Below are 269 nucleotides of genomic sequence, written 5' to 3'. Positions count from 1 at the left end.
CCTCGGCCCCGACCACCCGCTCCCCCACCCGAACGCGGTCAACTCGACCAGCGGAAGCGCGACATCAGGATCGACCCGCTTCCCGTCGGCCCCCACCCGCACCACCCTCGGCGTCCCGTCGGAAGCGACCCCGAACTCCACCTCGACAGCATCGGAACCCCAGACAAGCCCGTCCACCGTGCCGGTCACGGCACCTCCCGTCCGCGTGAATCCGTCGTGTGAATCCATCGTTACGGTCTCTTGACGACCCTTGTGTGACCGGTCACAAT

Annotated in this window: 1 protein-coding gene; it reads right to left on the bottom strand. The window is 67.3% G+C overall.

What is annotated here, in order from left to right; all coding sequences use genetic code 11:
• On the bottom strand, window positions 1-189 hold a 189-nt coding region (locus AOK24_RS49610), incomplete at its 3' end, for a hypothetical protein (protein ID WP_055719789.1).
• Window positions 190-269 lie beyond the last annotated feature (80 nt).

Origin of the sequence: Streptomyces niveiscabiei (genome assembly GCF_001419795.1) — a bacterium.
GTDB classification, from domain to species: domain Bacteria; phylum Actinomycetota; class Actinomycetes; order Streptomycetales; family Streptomycetaceae; genus Streptomyces; species Streptomyces niveiscabiei.
Note: the sequence above shows the minus strand (reverse complement) of the source record. Positions and strands in the feature narration are given on the sequence as shown.